Annotated in this window: 18 protein-coding genes; 10 read left to right on the top strand and 8 right to left on the bottom strand. The window is 70.9% G+C overall.

Annotated features, from left to right (window positions below; genetic code table 11):
• Positions 1-170: 170 nt before the first annotated feature.
• Positions 171-3,809: a DNA polymerase III subunit alpha gene (dnaE, locus tag WME89_RS23550; RefSeq protein ID WP_438011355.1), complete on the top strand. Its 3,639-nt coding sequence runs from the start codon at positions 171-173 to the stop codon at positions 3,807-3,809.
• Here the strand turns inward: dnaE and WME89_RS23545 are convergent.
• Positions 3,802-4,818: an AAA family ATPase gene (locus tag WME89_RS23545; RefSeq protein ID WP_438011354.1), complete on the bottom strand. Its 1,017-nt coding sequence runs from the start codon at positions 4,816-4,818 to the stop codon at positions 3,802-3,804. The two genes, dnaE and WME89_RS23545, sit on opposite strands and share 8 nt — an antisense overlap.
• 107 nt (positions 4,819-4,925) lie before the next feature.
• Here WME89_RS23545 and WME89_RS23540 point away from each other — a divergent pair, with 107 nt between their 5' ends.
• The gene (locus WME89_RS23540) at positions 4,926-6,299 is read left to right on the top strand and encodes a DUF4388 domain-containing protein (protein WP_438011353.1); all 1,374 of its coding nucleotides are present in this window, start codon (positions 4,926-4,928) and stop codon (positions 6,297-6,299) included.
• Between the two features lie 7 nt (positions 6,300-6,306).
• On the opposite strand, the gene WME89_RS23535 is transcribed toward WME89_RS23540, so the two are convergent.
• The 4 genes from WME89_RS23535 to WME89_RS23520 form a co-directional block, all read right to left on the bottom strand.
• Positions 6,307-6,918, bottom strand: coding sequence for a D-glycero-alpha-D-manno-heptose-1,7-bisphosphate 7-phosphatase (locus WME89_RS23535; protein ID WP_438011352.1), 612 nt, complete (start codon positions 6,916-6,918; stop codon positions 6,307-6,309).
• A gap of 7 nt (positions 6,919-6,925) precedes the next feature.
• Positions 6,926-7,546: a D-sedoheptulose-7-phosphate isomerase gene (locus WME89_RS23530; RefSeq protein ID WP_438011351.1), complete on the bottom strand. Its 621-nt coding sequence runs from the start codon at positions 7,544-7,546 to the stop codon at positions 6,926-6,928.
• Positions 7,547-7,607: 61 nt separating this feature from the next.
• Entirely contained in the window at positions 7,608-8,603 is a 996-nt protein-coding gene (locus tag WME89_RS23525; RefSeq protein WP_438011350.1) for a GHMP family kinase ATP-binding protein, read from the bottom strand.
• Entirely contained in the window at positions 8,600-9,340 is a 741-nt protein-coding gene (locus WME89_RS23520) for a nucleotidyltransferase family protein (RefSeq protein WP_438011349.1), read from the bottom strand. Before WME89_RS23520 ends, WME89_RS23525 begins: the two co-directional genes overlap by 4 nt.
• Before the next feature lie 119 nt (positions 9,341-9,459).
• On the opposite strand from WME89_RS23520, the gene WME89_RS23515 reads away from it, so the two are divergent.
• From WME89_RS23515 to WME89_RS23490, 6 genes are all read left to right on the top strand, one after another.
• On the top strand, positions 9,460-9,732 hold the full coding sequence (locus WME89_RS23515; RefSeq protein ID WP_437516961.1) for a hypothetical protein: 273 nt from the start codon (positions 9,460-9,462) through the stop codon (positions 9,730-9,732).
• Positions 9,733-10,068: 336 nt separating this feature from the next.
• A complete protein-coding gene (locus WME89_RS23510) occupies positions 10,069-10,698 on the top strand; it encodes a hypothetical protein (protein ID WP_438011348.1) in 630 nt (209 codons plus the stop codon).
• Between the two features lie 419 nt (positions 10,699-11,117).
• Positions 11,118-11,747 (top strand): ATP-binding protein, encoded by a 630-nt coding sequence (locus WME89_RS23505; protein WP_438011347.1) that lies wholly within the window; start codon positions 11,118-11,120, stop codon positions 11,745-11,747.
• An 8-nt stretch (positions 11,748-11,755) separates the two neighbouring features.
• Entirely contained in the window at positions 11,756-12,310 is a 555-nt protein-coding gene (locus WME89_RS23500; protein WP_438011346.1) for a SpoIIE family protein phosphatase, read from the top strand.
• A gap of 7 nt (positions 12,311-12,317) precedes the next feature.
• On the top strand, positions 12,318-12,881 hold the full coding sequence (locus tag WME89_RS23495) for an STAS domain-containing protein (protein ID WP_438011345.1): 564 nt from the start codon (positions 12,318-12,320) through the stop codon (positions 12,879-12,881).
• Between the two features lie 164 nt (positions 12,882-13,045).
• Positions 13,046-14,551: an HAD-IG family 5'-nucleotidase gene (locus tag WME89_RS23490; RefSeq protein WP_438011344.1), complete on the top strand. Its 1,506-nt coding sequence runs from the start codon at positions 13,046-13,048 to the stop codon at positions 14,549-14,551.
• Between the two features lie 24 nt (positions 14,552-14,575).
• Here WME89_RS23490 and dusB read toward each other — a convergent pair whose 3' ends face one another.
• Entirely contained in the window at positions 14,576-15,562 is a 987-nt protein-coding gene (gene dusB / locus WME89_RS23485) for a tRNA dihydrouridine synthase DusB (RefSeq protein ID WP_437627466.1), read from the bottom strand.
• Between the two features lie 542 nt (positions 15,563-16,104).
• Here dusB and WME89_RS23480 point away from each other — a divergent pair.
• Positions 16,105-17,703 (top strand): serine/threonine-protein kinase, encoded by a 1,599-nt coding sequence (locus tag WME89_RS23480; protein ID WP_438011343.1) that lies wholly within the window; start codon positions 16,105-16,107, stop codon positions 17,701-17,703.
• Between the two features lie 297 nt (positions 17,704-18,000).
• Positions 18,001-19,377, top strand: coding sequence for an MFS transporter (locus tag WME89_RS23475; RefSeq protein ID WP_438011342.1), 1,377 nt, complete (start codon positions 18,001-18,003; stop codon positions 19,375-19,377).
• Between the two features lie 242 nt (positions 19,378-19,619).
• On the opposite strand, the gene WME89_RS23470 is transcribed toward WME89_RS23475, so the two are convergent.
• Together WME89_RS23470 and WME89_RS23465 are read right to left on the bottom strand one after the other, a co-directional pair.
• Complete coding sequence (locus tag WME89_RS23470; protein ID WP_438011341.1) at positions 19,620-20,132, bottom strand: hypothetical protein; 513 nt, start codon at positions 20,130-20,132, stop codon at positions 19,620-19,622.
• Positions 20,133-21,028: 896 nt separating this feature from the next.
• Complete coding sequence (locus WME89_RS23465) at positions 21,029-21,316, bottom strand: antibiotic biosynthesis monooxygenase family protein (protein WP_437664079.1); 288 nt, start codon at positions 21,314-21,316, stop codon at positions 21,029-21,031.
• Positions 21,317-21,421 lie beyond the last annotated feature (105 nt).

Genomic DNA, 21,421 nt, shown 5'->3' with positions numbered 1-21,421 from the left:
TAGCGCCGGCCTGCGCGCCTCATCAAGGGCGATCCCCGCTGCGCAATGCGCTATATGTGAGCTCGACGGCAAGCGCAGGTCGCTCGCCCAGATGCCTTCGGAATCCGCTCTCCCTGATTGCCTGCCTTTCCCGAGTCGCCACGCCATGAGAAGCCACCTGGAAGCCTGCTGTGACCGCTGAGTTCATCCACCTCCACGTGCATTCGCAGTACTCGCTCCTCGACGGCGCGCTGCGCATCAAGGATCTGGCGTCGCGCGCCAAGTCGCTGGGGATGCGGGCCGTCGCCCTGACCGACCACGCGAACATGTTCGGGACGATTCAGCACTACAAGGCCTGCAAGGAGCAGGGCATCGGCGCGATCATCGGCTGCGAGGTGAACGTGGCGCGCAGCTGGGGCGCGTCCGCGGGGCAGGTGTCGCGCTCGGGCGCGGACGAGACGCCGGTCGATCACCTGGTGCTGCTCGCGGCGTCCGAGGAGGGCTACAAGAACCTCGTCCGCATCGTCTCCAAGGGGCACGTCGACCCCGCGAGCGGGCTCGGTCCGAGCGTCCGGCTCGACATGGTCGCGCAGCACAGCGCGGGGCTCATCGGGCTGACCGGCTGCATGGGCGGCGTGGTCGCCCAGCGGATCCTCGAGCAAGGCGAGGACGAGGGGCGCGAGGCGCTCAGCCGGCTCAGGGACTGCTTCGAGCCGGGCAGCCTCTATGTCGAGCTGCAGGACCACGGGCTGGTCGAGCAGTCGGTGCTCAACGGCATCCTGGCGCGCGCGGCGGGGGACCTGGGGCTGCCGCTGGTCGCGACGAACGACGCGCACTTCGGCGCGCGCGAGGACGGCGAGGGGCAGCTCTACCTCTCCTGCATCGCGGCCAACCGGACGTTCGCGGAGGCGAGCGACGCGCACCACGGCAGCTTCGAGATGTTCCTCAAGCCGGCCGACGAGATGACGCACCTCTTCCGCGACTACCCGGCGGCGGTCCGCTCGACGCTCGAGATCGCCGAGCGGTGCTCGGCGCTCAAGCTCAAGCTCGGCAAGCCGATGCTCCCGACGTTCCCGCTGCCGAGCGGGTTCGCCGACTCGGCGTCGTACTTCCGGCACGTGGCGCGCGAGGGGCTCGCGGCGCGGCTCGCCCAGATCGCGCGGACCGGCCGGTCGGTGGACGAGGCGACCTACCGGGCGAGGCTCGAGGTCGAGCTCGACGTCATCGTGCAGATGGACTTCCCGGGCTACTTCCTCATCGTCTGGGACTTCATCAAGTACGCCAAGGACCACGGCATCCCGGTCGGGCCGGGCCGCGGGTCGGGCGCCGGCTCGCTCGTCGCCTACTCGATGGGGATCACCGATCTCGACCCGCTCCCGTACAACCTGCTGTTCGAGCGCTTCCTGAACCCGGAGCGCGTCAGCATGCCCGACTTCGACGTCGACTTCTGCATGGACAGGCGCGACGAGGTCATATCGTACGTCACGAAGAAGTACAGCAAGGAGGCGGACAAGCCCTCCGTCGGGCAGATCGCGACGTTCCACGAGCTCAAGGCGCGGAGCGTGATCAAGGACGTCGCCAGGGCGATGGCGTTCCCCGCGATGGAGGCGCAGAAGATCGCGAGCCTCATCCCGCAGAAGAGCCCGGGGATCATGTACACGATCCCCGAGGCGCTCGAGATCGAGCCGAAGCTCAAGGCGCTCAAGGAGAGCGACCCCACGGTCGCGGAGCTCCTGAAGCAGGCGCAGAAGCTCGAGGGCCTGACGCGGCACGCCGGCATGCACGCCGCCGGCGTCGTGATCAGCGAGGGGCCGCTCTGGGATCACGTGCCGTGCTTCAAGAACGGCGAGCAGCTCGTCACGCAGTACTACAAGGACGACGCCGAGCTGGCCGGCCTCGTCAAGTTCGACTTCCTCGGGCTGAAGACGCTCACCGTCATCGACATCGCGGTCAAGCTCGTGAACGCGCGGCCGGACATCGCCGCGAGGGAGGGCGCGCGCTTCGACGTGAACACGGTGCCGCTCGACGACACCGCCACGTACGCGCTCCTCCAGTCCGGCGAGACCACCGGCGTGTTCCAGCTCGAGTCGAGCGGCATGCAGCAGCTCTTCAAGGACCTGAAGCCGGACGCCTTCGAGGACATCGTCGCCGCCGTGGCGCTCTACCGGCCCGGCCCGCTCGGCACCGGCATGGTGAAGGACTTCGTCGACTGCAAGCACGGCCGGAAGCCCATCGAGAAGATGCACCCGCTCGTCGACGAGCTCCTCAAGCCGACGTACGGCGTCATCGTCTACCAGGAGCAGGTCATGCAGATCGCGCAGCAGCTCGCGGGCTACACGCTCGGCGGCGCCGACCTGCTCCGGCGCGCCATGGGCAAGAAGAAGCCCGAGGAGATGGCGAAGCAGAAGGCGACGTTCGTCGACGGGTCGCTCAAGAACGGGGTGAAGGCGGAGGACGCCGAGCGCATCTTCGGGCTCCTCGAGTACTTCGCGGGATACGGCTTCAACAAGAGCCACTCGGCCGCGTACGCGCTGCTCACCTACCAGACCGCGTACCTCAAGGCGCACTACCCGGTCGAGTTCCTCTGCGCGCTCATGACCGCCGACCGCGACAAGATCGAGAAGGTCGTTCGGATCATCGCGGAGGGGCGCGCGTGGGGGGTCGATATCCTGCCGCCCGAGATCAACGAGTCCAAGACGGACTTCACCGTCGTCTACAGCGCAAAGCCGGTGACGAACGGCAAGCGCGTGACCGGCACCCGGCGCGGAGGCTCCCGGGTGAGGGACCCGTACGATCCGAAGATCCGCTTCGGAATGGGGGCGATCCGCGGCGTCGGCGAGTCGGCGCTCGAGGCGATCCTCGAGGCGCGCGAGGCGGGCGGCGCGTTCTCGGATCTGTTCGACTTCGCCGAGCGCGTCGATCCGCGGCGGGTCAACAAGGGAGTGTTCGAGGCGCTCGTGCAGTGCGGCGCGTTCGACGCGAGCCTCCAGGCGCGGGGCATCTCGCGGGCGCGGGCGTTCGCCGGGATCGACAGGGCGCTCGAGCGCTCGCGCAGCGCGAACAAGGAGCGGAACAGCGCGCAGATCGGCCTGTTCGCGGCCGTCGCGTCCAAGAGCGAGGTGCGGCTCGATGATTACCCGATGGCCGAGGACTGGGACCTGCGCGAGACGCTCTCGCGCGAGAAGCAGTCGCTCGGGTTCTACGTCTCGGGTCACCCGCTCGATCGCTACGGCGTGGATTTGAACCGCTTCGACGTCACGGCCGTGAGCGCGCTCGCCGGCATGGACCCCTGGAGCCGGGTGCGCGTCGGCGGGATGGTCGAGGGCTACCGCGAGCGCATCTTCAAGGGGGGCGGCGGCAAGATCGCGTTCTTCGTGCTCGAGGACACGGCGGGCCGCGTCGAGGTCAAGGTGCGCGAGAAGCAGATCGAGAACTACGGGGAGCTCCTGAACCGGGGGGAGCCGGTCCTGATCTCGGGGAAGGTCAGCTTCCCCATGGTGGAAGAGGGGGCCGAGGAGACCGAGTCCGCGCCGCGCGAGCCGACACTCCTGCTCGACGAGGTGCAGCCGCTCTCCGACGCGATCCTCGCGCAGACCCGGAGCGTGGCGATCACGCTGAAGTCGCGCAGCGCCAGGCGCGAGCACATCGACCGGCTCGGCGCGCTGCTGCGGGCGAGCCCCGGGGTGTGCCCGGTGCAGCTCGTGATCCAGCTCGACGACGGGGCGGAGGCGGTGCTGGCGCTGGGGCGCGATCTCCGCGTCGAGCCGAACGACGCGATGCTCGGGCGGCTCGAGAAGCTGTTCGGCGAGAAGGTGGCCGAGCTCAGGTAGCCGGCTCGCTCGCCCCCGCGTGCTCGGCGGCCCGCGTGAGGGCGCCGAGCTTCGCCTCCGCGTCGCTGCGGTCGCCCTGGTGCTTGAGCAGGACGCCGAGGGTGTCGCGGGCGACCTCCTGGGTGATCGCGCGCTTGCCGAGCAGGAGCAGCGCGCGGGCCCAGTCGATGGTCTCGCTGATGGCGGGAGATTTCCGCAGATCCATCGCCCGCAGGGCGCCGATGAACGCCACGATCTGCGCGGCGAGGCGGGGCTCGATCCCGGGGAGCGCGACCTTCAGGATGGCGACCTCGCGCGACGGCGGCGGGTAGTCGAGGAACGCGTGCAGACAGCGGCGGCGCAGCGCCTCGGTCATCTCGCGCGTCGCGTTCGTCGTCAGCAGCACGAGCGGCGGGTGCGCGGCGCGGATCGTGCCGAGCTCGGGGATCGTGACCTGCATCTCGGAGAGCACCTCGAGCAGGAACGCCTCGAACTCCGGATCGGCGCGGTCGACCTCGTCGATGAGGAGGACGACCGGCGCGGCGCTCCGCAGCGCCGCGAGGAGCGGGCGCGCGATCAGGAAATGCTCGCTGAAGAACGACGCCTCGCTCCCCGCGATGGCGCGCGCGGCGGCAGAGAGGCTCGTCGCGCCGGCGATCTCCTTCGCCACGGCGTCGCGCAGGAGCTGCGTGTAGAGCATCTGCTTCGCGTAGTCCCACTCGTACAGCGCCTTCGCCTCGTCGAGCCCCTCGTAGCATTGGAGCCGGATGAGCCCGCGGCCGAGCGCCTCGGCGGTGGCGCGGGCGAGATCGGTCTTGCCGACGCCCGCCGGCCCCTCGAGCAGGACCGGCCGGTCCATCCGGAGGGCGAGCCAGAGCGCGAGCGACGTCGCCGGGTCGGAGATGTAGCGGGCCGCGGCGAGGCGCGCGCCGAGCTCGTCCGCGGAGGCCGGGACGTCGTCGCGAGCGCGCTGGTCGCCGAGCGAGCCGCCGCCGGGCGCGCCGCCGTCGTGATCCGGGGGGAGCGTCACCGCCAGACGGTAGCACGCCGCGCGCGAGCCTCGGGCGTATGGCGCGGCGTGGCGCGCCATACGCGGGTCGTGGCCCGCGCCTGGATGCTGGGTTAGAAATCGCGACGATGACGGATGAACACCATTCCCTCGTGCGCATCGATGCGACCGGCACCGCTCACCCGGTCGATCTGGAGGCGAGCAAGCGCCTGCGCGCCCGGCAGGGGGTGTTCGAGCTGCTGCCGGCACCCGATCACCTCGTCGTGATGCGCCACGTGGGAAACGAGGCGCCGCGCGACGTCGGGACCGGCGCGGCGCTCCGGCTCGCCGGGCAGGTGACGGGGCCGGGCGCGCTCTGCGACGTCGTGTCCCTCATCGGGCAGGCAGGGTGGTCCGGCGAGCTCGTCGTGGTCGACGAGGGGGCGAGCCGGTCCCTGTTCTTCGAGCCCGGTCACGCCGTGGCGGCGCGCTCCAGCGCCGAGGGCGACCGCATCGGCGAGGTGCTCTACCGCTACGGCGCGCTCTCCCGCGAGCAGGTCGACGCGACGCTCGCCGCGGCCGCGCCGGACGCGCGCTTCGGCGAGGTGGCGGTGAAGCTCGGCTTCGTGTCCCGCGAGCGGCTGTACCAGCTGCTCAGCACCCAGGCGGAGGAGATCGCGTACCGGCTGCTCCTCGCCGGCGAGGGGATGTTCTACTTCCTCGCGGGCTTCGACGAGGAGCAGCTCGCGAGCCGCCAGAACCTCCCCGTCCACGCGCTGCTGCTGGAGGCGGTGCGCCGCATGGACGAGATGCGCTATTTCCGCGAGCGGATCCCGTCGGACCAGCACGTGCCCGCGCGCGTGCCGGACCGGGGCCCGCCGCCCGAAGAGCTGCGCGCCGTGTACGACGCCATCGACGGCCAGAGCTCGGTCGCGGACGTGGCGCGCGCGCTCGGGCTCGGGGAGTTCGAGACCACCAGGGCGCTCTTCCAGCTCGCGCAGTCCGGGCGGGTCGCGGTGCGAGCGCCGGGGCCGACGGGCGCCGCCGCCGGCATCGCGCTCTTCAACGAGGCGATCGCGTCGATCCTCTCGGCCGTCGACGCGGCCCAGCGGGGCGACGAGGTGCGGTGGCAGCTCGCCGCGTTCGTCGCGGGCGCCGGGATCTACGACGCCCTCTTCCGCGGCGCGGGGCCGGCGGCGGACGGGACGTTCGAGCCCGCGCGGCTCGTCGAGAACGCGACGCTCATCGCTGGCCCCGAGCAGGCCGAGGCGATGCTGTCGCAGTGGATGTACGAGTACATCTCGTTCGCGATGTTCGTCGCGGAGCCCTGCCTGCGCCTCTCGCCCGACGGCATCCCGCTCTCGAAGCGCAGCGACAACCAGCCCCCGCTGTCGAGGCGCGTCGCCGAGCTCGTGGGCCCGCTCGCGCCCAGGGAGGGCATCCCGCTCTCGAAGCGCAGCGACAACCAGCCCCCGCTGTCGAGGCGCGTCGCCGAGCTCATGGGCCCGCTCGCGCCCAAGTAGCCGGCGTCTAGCCCGGCGGCGCGGCGAGGATCTCCGCGGCCAGGAGATCGAGGCGCGGCGCGGCGCGATCGGGGCAGGGGAGAGCGGCCTCGCCTCGCAGCGGGCAGAGCTCGCAGCGGCGGCCGTCGAGGAGCAGGCCCGCCCGCATGCCGGCGGCGCGCGCGGCCGCCACGTCGCTCGGCGCGTCGCCGATCATCCAGCTCGCCGCGGCGTCGAGATCGAGATCGCGCGCGAGCTCCGTGAGCATGCCCGGCCTCGGCTTCCTGCAATCGCAGGGGCCGATGAGCGACGGATCGCCGCCCGGGCCGCCCTCGGGGTGGTGCGGGCAGACAGCGAGCGCCGCGATCGGGATGCCCGCCGCGCGCAGCCCGTCGACGAGCGCGCGGTTCGTGCGCTCGATCGCGCTCCAGGGGACCTGCCCCTTCGCCGCGCCCGGCTGGTTGGTCGCGATCGCGAGCAGGAACCCAGCGTCCGAGAGGCGCCGCAGGCCCTCGAGCGCGCCGGGCAGGAGGCGGATCTGATCCGGGTGAAACGCCGTCACGACGACGCCGAGCTCGGGATCGCGCACCACGTCGATGAGCGTGCCGTCGCGGTCGAGCAGGATCCCGCGCCTCGCCACGGGGCGCTCAGCTCTCGGCGACGAGCTGGAGGAGCCGCTCGCAGATCAGGTGGTGGTAGACTTCGTGGAACCCCTCCACGTGCGGCGTCGACGTGTAGCCGGCCCGCGTCCTCGGCACGATCACGCTGGCGTCGGCCATCTGGCGCAGAGCGCCGCCGTCGTAGCCGACGAGCGCGACGACCTTGGCCCCGGACCGCTTCGCAAAATCCGCGGCGGCCACGAGGTTCTGCGACCAGGGGCCGGCCCGGTCCGCGCCCGAGCCGCCGTGCACGCTGAGGCACACGAGGACGTCGCCCGCGACGATGCGGCCGTCGAGCTGCTCGAGGAAGATCCGGTTGAAGCCGACGTCGTTGGTGAGGGCGCTGAGGAGCGCCGCGTTGTCGCAGAGGGAGGTGCACTTGAAGCGCCGCTTGCCCTCGACCCACGTGAACTTGGCGATGTCGCAAGCGAGGTGGCTCGCGTTGGCGGCCGAGCCGCCGTTGCCGCACGTGTAGATGGTGCGATCGTTCCGGTACGCCTCGAAGAGGATCTCGATGACGCGAGCCATGTCGTCCGGGCTCGTCGAGAGGGCGATCTCGGACGTCTCGCGAAGGTACTTTTCCACGAAGTCGTGCGTGCTCTGAGGCATGGTCGATCTATAGCCAGAGTCGCGTGCAAATGCCCAGCGGGAGGCGCGGCCGCGCGCCCGCTCACGATCGGTGCAGGTTCGCGACGATGCGCGCGCCGTCGAGATCGAAGCGGAAGCGCAGCACGCGCAGGCCCTTCGCGGCGAGCGCCTCCAGCACCTGGCGCTTCTCCGCCGGCCGGACGTAGAACATGAAGAAGCCGCCGCCGCCGGCCCCCATCAGCTTGCCGCCGAGCGCCCCGGCGCCCCGCGCGAGCTCGTAGATCTCGTCGAGGACCTCGTCGGTCATCCTGGAGGCGAGCTTACGCTTCTGGGTCCAGTGGGCGTGCAGGAGCTCGCCGTAGTCGTCGAGCCTGCCCGAGACGAGGATGCGGTACACGTCGCGGCCGATGTCCTTGATGCGGTGCATCCGCTCGACCACGTCGGGCTCGAGGTCGTGCAGCCGCCGACCCTGCTCCGAGAGGACGATCCTGGCCGGCCGCTCGATGCCGCTCCACACGATGAGCAGGTTGCTCTCGAGCTCGTCCAGCACCTCATCGCGGACCGGCACGGGCTCGACGTGCACCGAGCCGTCCGGCGAGAACGTGAACGCCGTGACGTTGCCGTACGCGGCGATGTACTGGTCCTGCTTGCCGATCGGCTCCCCGAGGCGCTCGATCTCGATGGCGCAGGCCTCGCGGGCGAGCTGCTCGGACGACACGAAGTCGCGTTTGTACGTGTGCAGGGCGTTGAGCAGCGCGACGGTGAACGAGCTCGACGAGCCCAGGCCCGAGTTCGCGGGCAGGTCCGCGACGCTCGTGAGCTCGATCGAGTGCTCGATTCCCATCATCCGGAGCGCCTCCCGGAAGATGGGGTGCTCGATCCGGTCGACCGAGGGGACGATCTCGGTCTTGGAGTAGGCGAGGCGGATGTCGCGGTGGAATCGCTTGTTGGCCGTGACGTAGATGTACTTGTCGATGGCCGCCGAGACGAGGTAGCCGCCGAAGCGGTCGGAGTAAGCCGGCAGGTCGGTCCCGCCGCCGCCGAGCGAGAAGCGCACCGGGGCGCGAGAGACGATCATCGCCGCCCCTCGCCCGCGGCCGAGAGGGCAGCCTCGAGATCGCGGTGGCCCTGCTCGGAGCCGATCTCGTAGAAGCGCTCCGCGACCGGGAGGGCCCGCAGGCGGCCGCGGGCCGCGAGGTCGCGCTGCACCGCGTCGAAGCCGAGCGGCATATCCGCCGGCAGCGCGGCGACGACCTCGCGGCGGAGCGCTGTCGCTCCGTAATCGATGTGGTCGAGGGCAGGGTCGGGCGGGGCGCCCGTGCGCCGCTTCTCGTAACGCGCCACGAGATCGCCCGAGACCGCGGTGTTCGACGCGTCGAGCCGGCCCTCGTTCCGGTACACGGCCATCGTGCCGAGCGCGTCGAGGTGCGCGCAGAGGTCCCGGAGCGGGGCCATGTAGTCGAAGGGGAGATAGGAGTCGCCGTAGGTCATGAGGAATACAGGGGCCAGGTGAGGCAGCGCGCGGCGCAGCGCGCCGGCCGTGCCCAGGAGAGCGGGGCCGTCGTCGGCGTAATGGACCGGCAGCCCCGCGAACCGGTCGCCCATCGCCCCTCGAACCGCGTCGCCGAGGTGACCCACGCAGAGGACCACCTCGCCGAAGCCCGCCCTGGCGAGCCGCTCGAGGAGCCACGCCCCGAACGGCCTGCCGGCCACGGGCAGGAGGAACTTCGGCGTGCGCTCCGTGCGCGGGCGCATCCGGGTGCCGAGCCCGCCGGCGAGGATCACGGCTTGAGGAGGCGAGGCGTCGGCGCGCACGAGCGGGACGTACCACAGACGAAGGCCGCTTTCGGCGCGTCCGGGCCCTCCGCGAGGGTCCAAAGAAATCGTCGCCACAAACTGTACGACCGTTCAGCTACTGAACTAGCTTCGGTGCCATGACCAACAAGGACATCGCTCCGCATCTTCTCCGGACGCTGGCCGCCCTCCAGAGCGAGGGCAAGACGGTGACCCTGGACACATTGACCGCGGCCCTGGCGGTGCGTCGGACCGACGTTCGTCGGGCGATCACCGCCCTGCACCGCGAGGGCTATCTCGACGCCCTCCGGATGCGGCTGACGTTCCGCGGGCTCGCGCTCGGCGCGGCGTTCGCGGCGGCGCCGCTCCGCCCGCTGCGCCGCGCGCCGCAGCGCGCGGTCAAGGCGGCTTGAGCGCCGCTGGGCGCACCCCGGCCGGCGCGGGGCGCGAGCGGCAAGTCAACCTCTGCCAAGCGCCTGGACGGCCCGAGATGATTTGTCGATGAGTTTCAGATCTTGCCAGCATTTCATCTGGTAGAGCGGCAAATTCACACCGCGCGTGCATCCGGTGAGGGGCGCCGGCAGGGATCAGGCGCCGGGGTCGCGGGCGCCGACCGGTGCGCAAAATGTCCGGGTTTCTCCGGCCTGCGCGCGCCTCCTCGCGTGGAAGACGTTGACATTCCGGGGGATTCGTGAGACGGCGGCAGCGTGATATCCGATGTCGAGATCGAGAATGAGATTCGGGCTTTGGTGGCCAAGTTCCTGGAGGGCATGAGAGCGCTGGTCCGTAAGGACGTCTTCCAGAACGCTGCGCAGTACCTGGAAGTCGACATCAAGGCCGCAGGGATATCGACCGGGCCCGCCGCGACTCCCATGAAGCCTGGCCGCAAGGCCGAGCGCGCGCCGACGCCAGCCCCGACGAAGAGCCGCACGGCCGCGTCGGCCCGCAGCGCGCCGTCGCGCAAGGCCCCGTCGCGTCCGGCTCCGTCGCGCCCTGCTCCGTCGCGCCAGGCCCCGCGCAAAAAGACGGCCGCGCCCCGGGCAGCCGGGGGCGCCGCGCGTCCAGCGGTCGCGCCGGCGAAGGGTCGCGCCAAGAGCGCCGGGAAGGCCCAGGCGCCCGCCGTCGGGGCGGGCGACAAGGGGACCCAGCCGGCCAGCTCGGCGAGCCCGGAGAACGCGCCGTCCGGGATCCCCGAGAACGAGATCGCCGAGGCGCTGCTCGCCCATGTGGAGATCGAGCCAGGGCAGGGGATCGACGACCTTGCGCTGGCGATGGGGACCCCTGCAGCGGATCTCCAGGAGCCGATCAAGAAGCTTCTCGAGGAAAACAAGATCACCGAGGAGCTGCGCCAGGGTCAGGCGTCGTACTACCCGACGTGAGCGGCGACATCGACGCGCCGGTCCTGCGGGCATGAGCGTTGCTCGGCCACGGCGTGCGGCCGGGGCGGGAACAGGTGGAAGCGGGCGCAGCGTCCGGGGCGAAGCCCTGGGCGATCTGGCGAGCGCTGCGCCCATCCCGCCGCGACGCGATGAGCAGGGGCCCGGCGGAGACTCCGGACGGGTCGCGGAAGGCTGGAGCTGAAGACGAACGACCCGATGGCGAAGGCTCGCGGGCGGCGCCAGGTGGTCACGACCCGACCCAGGGACGCGGACCGCTGGCGCCGAGCGAGCCTCGCGACCTACATCCGGGCGGGCACAGGCGTGTGCCGCGTGTCGGCCGACGAACCCAGCGACGCCGTCGCCGCGGACTCGACGCGGGGGCGGGGCCCCGGTAACCTGCCCTTCCAGGCTCTTCCCGGATGACTCCCGCGCACGAACAGATTCTCAACGTCCTGCTCGGCTATCTCTCGGCGATGAATGCAGAGGGAGTCCTGCTCCGGGCCATGCGGGAGGCGGAGATCCAGCCGGAGAAGTTCTCGCTCGAGGATCTCCCCGACATCATTCCGAGCATCGAGCGCCGGGCCCGCCTCTACGTCGATCCGGGGCGGCTCGGGCGGCTCAAGTCGGAGATCGCCTCGATCGGCGGCGATCGACCTTCGCGGCGCTCGAAGGTCATGGTCATCAGCGTGGAGGCCGACATCAGCGAGGCGCGCCTGAGCGCGAAGGCCGTTTGCGACGCGGCCGGCGCAAAGAGCTTCACCTCGCACAAGGTCGCGACCATCGTCAGCGAGCTCGCCCGGAACATCGTCCACTATACCCCCGGCGGGACGATCGAGATCGCGGTGCAGCGCGACAGCCCGGTCCGCTTCGTCATCGTCGCTGTGGACGAAGGCAGCGGGATCCAGAACCTGCAAGAAATTCTGGCTGGACGTTACAAAAGCAAGACCGGGATGGGTCGCGGCCTCATCGGGGTCAAGCGGCTGGCCGATCGCTTCCAGATTGACTCGGGGCCGAAGGGCACGCGGGTGGAGATCGAGGTCCACCTGTGAAGGTCGCCGTGGAGTACACCATTCTGCCGAAGGACGGCGAGCGCGTCAGCGGCGACGCCGCGTTCGTCCGCGCCGGCGAGGACGGGTGTATCTTCGCTGTGATCGACGCCCTGGGCCACGGCGAGCACGCGGCGGCCGCCGCGGACGTCGCGCTCAAGGCGCTCGCTGACGCCCCGCCGGGCGACGACGTCCGCGCCCTCGTCGACCGCCTCCACGCGCGGCTCCGCGGGACCCGCGGCGCCGCCGGGATGATCTGCCGCTTCCGGGACGGGCGGCTCCAGGGCTGCGCCATCGGTAACGTCGAGCTGATGTCCCACGGCACGCGCGTGCAGTGGCTCCAGAGCCCGGGGATCCTCGGCGCGTCGCTCGGAAAGGTTCGCATCTTCGACGCGCAGCTCGCGCCGGGCGACCGCCTCGCCGTCTTCTCCGACGGGATCTCGCCCCGCTTCGACCTCTCGCTGTTTCGTGGAATGAAGGCCGCGGAGGCGTGCCGCGCCCTCATGAGCCGACACCGGCGCTCGCACGACGATTCAACCGTCTTGATCGCCGACATCGAACCTTAGGATGACCATGGAGCTCAAGCGCCTTCCGATCATCAACCTGTGGGACCGGATCCTGGTGCCCATCCAGGGGGACGTGACCGACGATCTCGCGGAGCAGCTGAACACCGAGGTGCTGCGGGCGATCCACGAGAGCGGGGCGAAGGGGCTGGTCATCGATCTCACGGCCGTCTGGATCATGGATAGCCACCTGTGCGCCGTGCTCTCGAACCTCGCCTCCGCCGCGCGGCTCATGGGCACGCCGACCATCCTGTCCGGGCTGAGCCCGGAGATCGCGATGACGCTCCAGGCCATGGGGGTCGAGCTCGCGGCCGTGAAGACGGCCCTGACGCTGGAGCAGGCGCTCACGATGCTCGGGCTCGAGGTGCGCCGGGCCGAGGCGCGCGATGAGGACGACGACGAGGACGACGACGACCTCTTCGACGACGAGGACGACGAGGACGACGACGAGGACGGATGGGAGGCGGACGACCGCGGCGACTCGAGGCGAGCGTCGCCGGGCGCGCGGCCCTCGCGAGCGACCTCGAGCGCCGATCGCCGGCAGAGCGCGAAGAGCCGGCTCCGGCGCCGCTGAGCTCGCGGGCGTGAGGCGGGCGCTCGCTGCGGGAGCGTCGACGAGCACGCCCGCTCGACACGCGCTCGCTGGCGATCCAGAGACGGCGGGGTGACGGCGTTGGTCCTGGTGGGCAACGTCGTGGGTCCCTGGTATGCCTCACGACCGCTCTCCGGGCGATCACCATGGACAAGCTGGATTGCCTCTCCGCTCCGCCGCCCAAGCAGCGGGGGATCTTCTGCAACCGGACGCTGAATCTGCGCTCGATCAAGGCGATCGGGTACGACATGGATTACACGCTGATCCACTACCGCGTGGAGGCGTGGGAGCGCCGGGCGTATGAGCACCTCCGCCATCTGCTGGAGAGCGAGGGCTGGCCGGTCGGGGATCTGACGTTCGAGCCGGATCTCGTGAGCCGGGGGCTCATCCTGGACACCGAGCTCGGCAACCTGCTCAAGGTGAACCGCTTTGGCTACGTGAAGCGGGCCTACCACGGCACGAAGCCGATCGACTTCGAGACCCAGCGCTCGACGTACGCGCGGACGATCGTCGACCTGTCGGACGGACGCTACGTGTTCCTGAACACGCTCTTCTCGCTCTCGGAAGGGTGCATGTACGCGAAGCTCGTCGACCTCCTCGATCAGCGCCGCCTGCCCGAGGTGCTCGGCTACAGCGACCTCTACGGCCGCGTGAAGGACCGCCTCGACGCGACGCACATGGAAGGGCAGCTGAAGGCCGAGATCATCGCGGACCCGGACCGGTTCGTGCTGCTCGACCCGGAGACCCCGCTCACGCTGCTCGACCAGAAGGAGGCGGGCAAGAAGCTCGTCCTGATCACGAACTCGGAGTGGGTCTACACGCGCGCGATGATGAGCTACGCCTTCGATCGCTTCCTGCCGGACGGCATGACGTGGCGCGAGCTGTTCGACGTCGTCATCGTGTCCGCGCGGAAGCCGGAGTTCTTCTCGAGCCGCAGCCCGCTCTTCGAGGTGGTCACGGAAGACGGCCTGTTGCGCCCGGCGGGCAGGCTGCGCGAGGGCGGGCACTACCTCGGCGGCAACGCGGGGCTCGTCGAGCACCACCTCCGGCTGTCCGGCGACGAGATCCTCTATATCGGCGATCACATCTATGGAGATGTGCACGTGTCGAAGAGCGTCTTGCGCTGGCGCACGGCGCTCATCATCCGCGAGCTCGAGGAGGAGATCCTCGCGATCGAGGAGGCGCGAGGCGCCGAGGCGCGCCTCGATCTGTGGATGCGAGAGAAGGAGGACATGGAGCGCATCTACGCCAGGCTGCGCCTCGAGCTCCAGCGGATGCGCGGCGGCTACGGGCCGGTCATCGGGGCGACGGAGGCCGAGGTCCAGGCGAAGATGAACGAGCTCAAGACGCGCCTCGCGGCGCTCGACGCGCGGATCGCCCCGCTCGCGAAGGCGTCGGCGGAGACGCTGAACCCGCGCTGGGGGCTGCTCCTCCGCACGGGGAACGACAAGAGCCACCTGGCCCGGCAGATCGAGCGCTCGGCGGACATCTACACGTCGCGCGTCTCGAACTTCCTCCTGGCGACGCCCCACGTGCTGCTCCGCTCGCACCGCGGGAGCCTGCCGCACGATCCCATGGGGGCGCCGCCGGGCGCGGACCGGCAGAACGGCGAGCCCGCCCCGGTCGACGACGCGACGCCCGTGGGGATGTAGGCCGCCCGCGCGGCCGCGACGGCGTCAGGCCGCGAGCTTCTGCGCGGCGCTGTCGAGGATGTCGAGGCACCCCGCCAGGCTGTCGCAGAAGAGCAGCTCGCGCCGGAGGGCGGACGCGCCGGGGAGGCCGCGGAGATAGCCGGTGAGGTGGCGGCGGGTCACGCGCACGCCGTGCGGCTCGCCGCGGGCCTCGGTGTTCGCGATGAGGTGCGCGCGGCAGAGGGCGAGGCGCTCCTCCGCGGTCGGCCCCGGGAGCCGCGCGCCGTGGTCGAGCAGGGCCCGGGCCTCGCGGAAGATCCAGGGGTGGTCGATCGCGGCCCGGCCGACCATCACGCCGGCGCAGCCGGTCTCGCCGAGGGCGCGGGCGGCGTCGTCGGCGGTCTTGATGTCGCCGTTCACGACGACAGGGATCGACACGACCTCGCGCGCACGAGCGGCCCAGGTCCAGTCGGCCGCGCCGCTGTGCCCCATCTGGGCCGTGCGGCAGTGGATCGTGAGCGCGGCGACGCCGGCGTCCTCGAGGCGGCGCGCGAGGTCGATGATCGGCATGTGCGACTCGGGCCCCCAGCCGATGCGCGTCTTCACCGTGAGCGGCAGCGCGACCGTGCGCGCCACGAGGCGGGCCATCGCCACCATGGCCTCCGGGTCGCGCAGCCAGCCCGCGCCCGCGCCGCGGCCGGCGATCTTCGGCACCCAGCAGCCACAGTTGATGTCGAGGAACGCCGGCCCCGCCTGCTCGGCGACGCGCGCGGCCTCGGCGAGGCGCTCCGGGTTGGCGCCGTAGATCTGGATCGCGGTCGGCTGGTCGGCCTCGGACAGGGTGAGCTTGCGCCGCGCCGTCTTGCACCCGCGCAGCAGCCCCTCGACGTTCACGAACTCCGTCACGCACAGCTCGGCGCCGAGCTCACGGCAGATGCGGCGGAAGACGGCGTCGGTCACGTCCTCCATGGGCGCGAGGACGACGGGGCGGCTGGCGAACAGCCGGCGGAAGCTTTCAGGCGAGAGCGGCACGATGGCGAGCTTTCAAGCATGGATCCGGCCGGTTGACCAGGGAGACCGCCCCGGCCTCGGCGCGCCGCGCCCGTGGACTCGGCTGGACCGGCGCGGCGGCGCCGGGAGGCCCGCTGAGCTCGAGCCCGCGGCGCAGGGCGACCCACCCGGCGGCGTCTGACCCTTGCAGCCTCGCGGTCGGCGCGGTCGCCAGACGCCGAGGAGACCCGAGAGACCTGCTCCAGGGTCGCGAGCGCCGCGTCGCGGCGCGGCGCACCGCGGACCTGCAGCGGGGATTCACCATCTCGCCGACGTGTATGCGCGCAGCGCACGAACACGGCAGGTGGAGCGGCGAGTGGCCTTGTCGGTAGTTACAACCTGGGTGGTGGGAGAGGGCTACCGGCGCGGCGGCGCGTCCCGCCGTCGTGATCGAGGAAACCAGCCGCGCCGAAGTCAGCAACGCTCGCTTGACGTTCGGCGTGGCTCTGGCGACCCTCGAGAGTGCCATGACGCGTGCGCCGCTCAGAGATGCTCTTCGCGCTGAGCGCTCGGCGTCGTCGCGCATGCTGAGGGAGCGCGAGACCCGCCAGATCGGGCCGCGGCGCAGCGCGCTGACCGCCCACGACACGGAGAGCGTCCGCCGCGCGGTCCGCCGTGCTTTCCGCGTCGCGCTCTGGATCTGGCCTGCGTTCACGCTCGTCGACGTGTTCATGGCGACCGTGCTGTACCCGGCGGCGCCGGTGTGGCGCTGCATCGTCCTGCGCGTCGTCGAGCAGGGGCTCGCCCTCCTCGTTTACCGGCTCTCGGGGCGCCCGACGCTCTCCGGCCGCGTCGTGCTCCTCGGGTATGACGCCGCGTTCCTCGCCGCCGCGCTCTTCATCTCGCTCATGGCGGTCGACTTCGGCGGCCTGACGAGCGCGTACATGCACGGGCTATCCATCGTCGTGCTGCTCCGCACGGCGCTCGTGCCGGCGCCGTTCCGCAAGGCGCTCGTCGCCTCCGCGCCGATGTTCCTCGCCTTCCCGGCCACCATGGGCATCGCGGCGTTCTTCTCGCCGTCGATCGAGGCGGCGTGGCTCGACCCGACGACGCTGCTCACGGCCGCTAGCCATTACATCTTCGTCCCGGCCTCGGGCGTGATCGGCGCCCTGTCGAGCCACGTCGTGTGGGCCGCGCAGCAGCAGGTGTATCAGGCGCGCAAGCTGGGCAGGTACCGGCTCGAGGCGCCGATCGGCAAAGGGGGGATGAGCGAGGTGTGGCTCGCCTGGGACGAGACGCTCCAGCGCGATGTCGCCCTCAAGCTCCTGAGGACGCGGGACGCGCCGGATCCGGCGGTGCTGCGGCGCTTCGAGCAGGAGGCGCACGCAGCCAGCAAGCTCAGCGATCCGCACACCATCCGGATCTTCGACTTCGGCGCGAGCGACGACGGCATCTACTACATCGCGATGGAGCACCTGCGCGGGGCCGATCTCGCCGCGATCGTGCGCAGCTACGGCCCCATGCCCGTGGCGCGCGCCCTGCGCTTCGCCCTGCAGGCGTGCCGCTCGCTCATCGAGGCGCACGAGGCCGGGATCATCCACCGCGACATCAAGCCGCAGAACCTGTTCGTCACGCGCGTGGGCGACGACCACGACTTCCTGAAGCTGCTCGACTTCGGCGTCGCGCGGATGGTCGAGGGCGGCCGGGACGCCGAGCTGACGAACAGCGGCATGCTCTGCGGGACGCCCGCGTACATGGCGCCCGAGGTCTGCCGCGGCGATCGCGCGGACGCGCGCAGCGACATCTACTCGCTCGGGGGCACGCTCTATTTCCTGCTCACCGGGGAGCTGCCGTTCGAGGGCTCGTCGTCGGGGCAGCTCTTCGCCGCGCACATGACGAAGGCGCCCCTCGCGCCGTCGGTGCGTCGCGGCGCGGCCGTCCCTCGCGCGGTCGATCGCCTCGTGCTGCGGTGCCTCGCCAAGGACCCGCGCCATCGCTTCCAGAGCGCGCGCACGCTGTTCGACGCGCTCCTCCCGCTGCTCGACGAGTCCGCCTGGAGCGCGGCGGACGCGGAGCGCTTCTGGGTGGTGAGCCGCGCAGAGAAGCTCGGCCAGCTCGAGGCGCCGCCCGAGCGCGTCGCCCCGACGCGCGGCGGCTCGACCCGCTCGGCCACGGCGCGATAGGCGCCGCGACACGGCGCGATGGGCGTCGCGACACGGCGCGATGGGCGTCGCGACACGGCGCGATGGGCGTCGCGACACGGCGCCTCCGCGCGCGCGGGTCACCCTGCCGGCGCCCCTACATGGGGTCGTCGCGAGGGAAAAGTACGTCGAAACGGATCAGAAACACGAGAGAAACTCGGATGTTGGCTCCTCACCTGTAAGACGCAGAGGCCGATGAAGAGCGTCCATTGATCGGACATGGCTACTTCGAATCGCCATGTTGCGTCGCGGCAGCGCCCGATCTGACGAGGAGGACAGATGTCGACTTTGATCACCGAGTGGAATCCCGACGATGACGTGTTTTGGGAGAAGACGGGGAAGCGTATCGCCCGTCGGAACCTCATCTGGTCGATCGTCGCCGAGAACATCGGCTTTTCCGTCTGGCTGCTCTGGAGCGTGACGGCCACCCGGCTCCCCAAGGTCGGCTTCAACTACACCACGGACCAGCTGTTCCTGCTCGTCGCGATCCCGGGCCTCGTCGGCGCGCTGATCCGGTTCCCCTACACATTCGCGGTCCCGAAGTTCGGCGGGCGCAACTGGACCGTCGTCAGCGCGCTCTTGCTGCTCATTCCCACGATCTTGCTCTCGGTGCTCGTGACGAAGCCCGACACGCCGTTCTGGCTGATGGCGCTCGCGGCGGCGACCGCGGGGCTCGGCGGGGGCAACTTCGCCTCCAGCATGGCGAACATCTCGTTCTTCTATCCGGACAAGAAGAAGGGGCTGGCGCTCGGCCTCAACGCCGCCGGCGGCAACGTCGGCGTCAGCAACGTGCAGCTCCTCGTGCCCATCCTCATCGGGCCCGGCGCGGTGGCGACGGCGATCGGCGGGTATCACACCGAGTCGGGGATCTACCTGCAGAACGCAGGGCTGATGTGGATCCCGCTCATCCTCATCGCGGCGGCCGGCGCTTACTTCTTCATGAACAACCTGGCGTCGGCGAAATCGAACTTCAAGGACCAGATGGCCGCCACCAGGAACAAGCACACCTGGATCATCGCCTGGCTGTACATCGGGACGTTCGGCTCGTTCATCGGCTACTCGGCGGCGCTGCCGCTCCTGCTCAAGATGCAGTTCCCCGCCGTGACCCTCGAGCTCACGTTCATGGGCGCGCTCATCGGCTCGGTGGCCCGGCCGCTGGGCGGCTACCTCGCCGACAAGATCGGCGGCGCGCGCATCACGTTCTGTAACTTCGTGGTGATGGGGCTCGCGTCGCTCGGGATCATCCACTTCCTCGACGAGAAGAGCTACGCCGGGGTCGTCACGATGTTCATGCTCATGTTCATCACGGCCGGCATCGGCAACGGCTCGACATTCCGGATGGTCCCGGTCCTGTTCCGGCGCGACCACCTCCGCGCCGCGCAGGGCAGGGGCGAGGCGGCGCGCGTCGAGGCGCTCAACATGGCGCGCCGCCAGAGCGCGGCCGTCCTCGGCTTCACCTCGGCGATCGGCGCGCTCGGCGGCTTCTTCATCCCGCGGAGCTTCGGCGCCTCGATCAAGGCGACGGGCGGGGCCACGACGGCGCTCACGTATTTCTTCGTCTTCTATGTCACCTGCATGGCGCTCACGTGGTGGTGTTACCTGAGGACCCGCTTCCTCGTGAACCGCATCCCGAGCCTCGCCGAGGCCGACGCCTGAGCCGCGCTGGCCTGGCGCACCGTCGGGCGCGCCGGCGGCCCTCGGGCCCTCCTGACGCCGAGGCTCCCGCCGCGCGCTGCGCGAGGGAGCCTCGGCCTGCCAAGCTGCCGCGAGTGTCCTGAGAGCGGATCGCGATGCCCTGACAAGCGTGGAGCGCCGCGGCGAGGACCGTGCCGCGGCGCTGCGCCGCTGATCGAGGGCCGCGCTGCCGCTTCATCGCGCCGCGCGGTCGTCAGCGCTGGCTACCACCCGCCGCCGCAGAAGCCGACGCCGCAGCCGCCGCCCCAACCGCCCCAGGGCCGGAAGCCGCCGCCCCAGCCCCAGGGCCGGAAGCCGCCGCCCCAGCCCCAGGGCCGGAAGCCGCCGCCCCAGCCCCAGGGCCGGAAGCCGCCGCCCCAGAAGTGGTGGTGGTGGCCCCAGCCCCAGGGCCGGAAGCCGCCGCCCCAGCCCCAGCCGCCGCCCCAGAAGCGCGAAGCGTCGGGCTGCTCGCCGGCGCTCTCCTCCTCACCCGCGCTCGTCGACCCGGCGTCCGCCGAGCCGGGGTCTGCCGAGCTCGCGTCCTCCGAGCTCACGCCCATCGCCGGCAGCGCGCTCGACTCCTGATCCGCCGAATCCATCTCCTCGGTCTGAGATGCCTGCTTCGCCTCGTCGAGCGGGGCTCCCGTGTCCTCCGACGCTGTCGCGGCCATGCAACCGGCCGCGGACAGAGCCGTCGAGAGAACGACGAGCGATGCGAACTTCGTCAATTGGCTCATGTTCCCATTCTCCTGTGCACATCAATCCATGTGGAATGGAGTCATCGCCCGTCGTGGCCGCGGGCTCTGACACGCGGGGATCTGAGCTTCCCCGTCGCAGGGACATGTGTGGTGTCGGGGCGGTGATGTCGATTAGCGCAGAAAGGACACCTGAGACACCATGGACGCTTTCAGCGCGGCCCGCGCGAAGCTGTTGTGGAGCGGGGCGGCGCAAGGGGGCGCGGCGGGCGAAGCGTCATGTGCGCTGTCCGCGGGGCGGGTCGATCCGGCCGCGCGCCGGCCCCCCGGGACGCGTGGTGCGCGCTCTCCCAGGTTCCGCGCGCCTTGGAGGCCAGCCCGCGCCCACGGTCCGGCCAGGTCAGCGCGCGCCGACGAGCAGGAGCGCGCTGGAGGGCGAGGGAGCGCGACGCCACGGACAACCTGGCCTGAAAAAGCCTGTCCTTGCAAGGCTGCCGCGATGGTGACCTGGAGTGCAAGCGGCTCGATCAGCGGAGATGGCGCGACGCGCCAGCGGGCTCGGATCCGTGAGCGAACGCTGTGCTGCACAGGGGTCGTCGCCCAGCCGAGGATGCACCACGAAGGCTCGCGAGTTCGTGACGTCTGCCCAGATACTCCGGCTCGAAGACGATGGGATCATCCGCGCGACTGCGTTTGCCGTGCACATGAGCGTGGCCTTCGCGCAGGAGGTGGTCAGGGCGACCATCGAGCTCGCCGACGGCACGCCGCGCCCCGTCCTGGTCGATACAAGGGCGCAGAAGGCGGTGGACCGGGTGGCGCCGGAGTACCTCGCAGAAGCCGCTCAAGGGGAGGGCGTCGGCGCGGCCCGCCGAGCTGACCGACGTCGCGCTCGCGGTACCAGGCGCTGCGCGCTGGCCGCCTGGTGGCTCAGGGACCGCTCACGCCATGACCTCGGCCTCGTAGAACGTGATGTGCGCCGCCCGGAGCGCCTGCTCCCCGCCCATGCCGCGGTGATGCCGCCGGAACACCTCGGACTTCGGGTACTCCTGGAAAGCCTCCCGGCTCGCCCACCGCGAGACCGCCTTGAGGCTGCCGTCATCCAGCCAGATCTCGAGGCCGAGGAAGCCGGAGAACTGCCGCATCTCCGGCGCTGCCCGCCGGAAGCTCTCCACCATGGCCTGAAGCGCCGGACCCGAGGCGGTGATGGTGTTGACGACGATGAACATGGCGGGTTTCTAGCGGCACGCCGGATGGCGGCAATGCGGGGCGCGCGAGCCGGCGCTGAACCCGGCCCCCGGCGAGGCATCGAGGCGGGGCTCGGCGCCTCCCTG

Source organism: Sorangium sp. So ce321 (genome assembly GCF_051530195.1).
Taxonomy (GTDB): Bacteria; Myxococcota_A; Polyangia; order Polyangiales; family Polyangiaceae; genus Sorangium.
Note: the sequence above shows the minus strand (reverse complement) of the source record. Positions and strands in the feature narration are given on the sequence as shown.

Excerpts from the sequence above, each read along its gene's own strand:
- WME89_RS23540 (WP_438011353.1), top strand. The coding sequence starts at position 4,926 with ATGACGGATGAACACCATTCCCTCGTGCGCATCGATGCGACCGGCACC.
- WME89_RS23530 (WP_438011351.1), bottom strand. The coding sequence starts at position 7,546 with ATGCCTCAGAGCACGCACGACTTCGTGGAAAAGTACCTTCGCGAGACG.
- WME89_RS23525 (WP_438011350.1), bottom strand. The coding sequence starts at position 8,603 with ATGATCGTCTCTCGCGCCCCGGTGCGCTTCTCGCTCGGCGGCGGCGGG.
- WME89_RS23515 (WP_437516961.1), top strand. The coding sequence starts at position 9,460 with ATGACCAACAAGGACATCGCTCCGCATCTTCTCCGGACGCTGGCCGCC.
- WME89_RS23505 (WP_438011347.1), top strand. The coding sequence starts at position 11,118 with ATGACTCCCGCGCACGAACAGATTCTCAACGTCCTGCTCGGCTATCTC.
- WME89_RS23495 (WP_438011345.1), top strand. The coding sequence starts at position 12,318 with ATGGAGCTCAAGCGCCTTCCGATCATCAACCTGTGGGACCGGATCCTG.
- WME89_RS23490 (WP_438011344.1), top strand. The coding sequence starts at position 13,046 with ATGGACAAGCTGGATTGCCTCTCCGCTCCGCCGCCCAAGCAGCGGGGG.
- WME89_RS23480 (WP_438011343.1), top strand. The coding sequence starts at position 16,105 with ATGCTGAGGGAGCGCGAGACCCGCCAGATCGGGCCGCGGCGCAGCGCG.
- WME89_RS23475 (WP_438011342.1), top strand. The coding sequence starts at position 18,001 with ATGTCGACTTTGATCACCGAGTGGAATCCCGACGATGACGTGTTTTGG.
- WME89_RS23470 (WP_438011341.1), bottom strand. The coding sequence starts at position 20,132 with ATGAGCCAATTGACGAAGTTCGCATCGCTCGTCGTTCTCTCGACGGCT.
- WME89_RS23465 (WP_437664079.1), bottom strand. The coding sequence starts at position 21,316 with ATGTTCATCGTCGTCAACACCATCACCGCCTCGGGTCCGGCGCTTCAG.